Raw genomic sequence first — 2,409 nt, 5'->3', positions numbered from 1 at the left:
CGTGGGCCAGGTCATGAACGCTGTGCAGCGCGCAGGCATCGCCAAAGTCGGCTTCATCACCGACCCGGGGAACTGACATGAAACCGAGCACCGGCTTTCAGAGTCACCTGCCCCCCTCCCTGAGTCCGCCCGAAGAGGACGAGCTGATGATGGACATCAACACCACCCCGCTGATCGACGTGATGCTGGTGCTGTTGATCATGCTGATCATCACCATCCCGCCGCAATTGCACGCCGTCAACCTGGATATGCCCGTGGCCAGCGCCGCGCCGCCCCCCACACCACCACAGGTCATTCGCATCGACATCGATGCCAACTCGGTGATCTCGTGGAACGGACAGGCCCTGACGGATCGGCTGGCGTTGCAAGCTCAATTGAGCCAGGCCGCGGCACTGCAGCCCCAACCCGAGCTGCACATCCGATCGCACCCGAAGGCGAAATACGAAGCGACGGCCGCCGTGCTGGCAGGGGCCCAACGGCAAGGCTTGAACAAGTTGGGCATTTTGGGCACCGAAACATTGAGCCCGTAATCAATTCATCCAAAGCCCCACTTTTCTCTGCAGCTTATCTTTCTAACCGCAATCCGCGTGCGGTTTGACTGGCATACGGCAACCAGCCACGGCGTTGCCAACGCCGCCACATGAGGTAGCCGCGCCAACATTCGTCGAGCACATAGGCCAACCAAATGCCATTGAGGCCCCACCAACGGCCCATGAGCCACGAGCCCAACCCCAAGATGAAGACAATGGATGCGGCACTGGCCCAGACGGGGAAGTGCACGTCGCCGGTAGCGCGCAAAGCGCCGATGACAATGAGGTTGAACACCCGCCCAAGCTCCAAGGCCACCGACAACCACAGCAGGGTTTGGGCGGCTTGCACGATGGCCGGGTCTTGGGTGAAGCCACGCACGACCCAGGGTGCGGCCAGGGCCGCGATGAGCACACAGGCCCCCGAGGCCAGCATGCCGTTGCGCACGCCTTTGCGCACCAAGTCATCGGCTTGGCGAAAGCGCCGAGCACCCACCAAGCGCCCCACCATGATCTCGCAGGCCCAGCCAATGGCCATGCTGATGAGCAAGACGTATTTGAGAATTTGCAGCGTGTAGGAGTGGGTGGCCAAGGCCGCCACGCCCAAGCCTGCGGTAGCGGCCAAAGACACCATGAAGGCCAAGCGGTAAATCAACTCCAATGCCGCGCCGGGCAAGCCGATGCGCAGCACCGGGCCGAGCACCCGCATCGGCAGCGCCCACCAGTGGTGAGCCTTTGGGTGCAGGTCCATGCGCCGGTGCCAAAAGCCCAAGTGCAGGGCCAGCCCCAAGGCACGGCTGAGCAAAAAGGCCACGGCATAACCGTTGAGGCCCCAACCCGCCCAGTCGCCCCAACCGCGCATGAAGACCACGGCCAGCAACACATGCGCGCCGTACATGGCCACCATGATCCACAACGATTCGCGCGCAAAAAGGTGAGCGCGCAAGACCGAGGCCATGCTGATGTTGTAGACCTCCAGCAGCATGGCTGGGGCCAAGAGCAGCATGAAAGTGGTGGCCAACGGCACGATCTCGGCCGGGGCGTTGAGCCAGTCCAAGGTCAAGCCACTGCCCCACACCAGCCAGGCCGCAGCCATCAAGCCCGCCCAGGTGCTGCTGGCCAGGGCCATGTAGGCGGTTTGGTGGGCCTCGGCCAAGCGTCCGCTGCCCAAAGTTTGTGTGACCACGATGCCCAAGCCGATGGCCAAGACCCGAAACAACACAAACAGGGTTTCCAAGACCTGTTGGGTCAGGCCAAAAGTACCGGCGGCCGCGTCCGAGGTGTGCGAAGCCAGATAAAGCCCCACCATGGCCACGCTCATGCCGAGCAAAAACTCGCCAAAGATGGGCGCAGCGATGGCGTTGAGGCGGGTGCGCGGTGCTGGGGTCATGGGGTGCAAGGTTTGAGCAAAAAGCGCCTAACAGTCATGTCGCGGCGGAGAGCGCCCTGTTACTCAAAGTTGTCACCGATCCCCGAACTGCAGTATCCCTGCACCTTCAGTGCATGCCCGTCACGCGGGTGCCACCACCACTTGGAATGTCACATCCATCATGCTGGGCGCAGGAAGGCGCAGCCCCAGGGCTCACAACGCAGGCGCTGCGCCTCGACGTGCACACCGTGGGTGCCGCTCTCGGTCATGGCGCTGGCTTGCGCCCACTCGGTGGGCAGGCTGAGTTCGGTGGCGCGGTCGCTGAAGTTGAAGACGCACAACACACGCTCACCGTCGTGCTCGCGCACAAAGGCCAAGGTCTGCTCGTGCGTGTCCCACAGCTGCATGTCGCCGTGGATGAGCGCGGGCTGTTGTTTGCGCCAGGCGATGATTTGCTTGAAGTAGCTCAGCAGGCTGTCCGGGCCGGTTTGTTGGTCCACGGCCAAGGCGGTG

The 2,409-nt window shown here is 62.9% G+C and carries 3 protein-coding genes; 1 reads left to right on the top strand and 2 read right to left on the bottom strand.

Annotated elements, in window-relative coordinates; genetic code table 11:
* Positions 1–77 precede the first annotated feature (77 nt).
* A complete protein-coding gene (locus tag Q0341_RS04300) occupies positions 78–530 on the top strand; it encodes a biopolymer transporter ExbD (protein WP_299510824.1) in 453 nt (150 codons plus the stop codon).
* A 34-nt stretch (positions 531–564) separates the two neighbouring features.
* On the opposite strand, the gene Q0341_RS04295 is transcribed toward Q0341_RS04300, so the two are convergent.
* Together Q0341_RS04295 and Q0341_RS04290 are read right to left on the bottom strand one after the other, a co-directional pair.
* Positions 565–1,917, bottom strand: coding sequence for an MATE family efflux transporter (locus Q0341_RS04295; protein WP_299510823.1), 1,353 nt, complete (start codon positions 1,915–1,917; stop codon positions 565–567).
* Between the two features lie 158 nt (positions 1,918–2,075).
* On the bottom strand, positions 2,076–2,409 hold a 334-nt coding region (locus tag Q0341_RS04290; protein ID WP_299510822.1), incomplete at its 5' end, for an alpha-glucosidase C-terminal domain-containing protein.

The sequence above is a fragment of the uncultured Limnohabitans sp. genome (genome assembly GCF_937889215.1).
In the GTDB taxonomy this organism is placed as follows: Bacteria; Pseudomonadota; Gammaproteobacteria; order Burkholderiales; family Burkholderiaceae_C; genus Limnohabitans_A.
Note: the sequence above shows the minus strand (reverse complement) of the source record. Positions and strands in the feature narration are given on the sequence as shown.

Excerpts from the sequence above, each read along its gene's own strand:
- Q0341_RS04300 (WP_299510824.1), top strand. The coding sequence starts at position 78 with ATGAAACCGAGCACCGGCTTTCAGAGTCACCTGCCCCCCTCCCTGAGT.
- Q0341_RS04295 (WP_299510823.1), bottom strand. The coding sequence starts at position 1,917 with ATGACCCCAGCACCGCGCACCCGCCTCAACGCCATCGCTGCGCCCATC.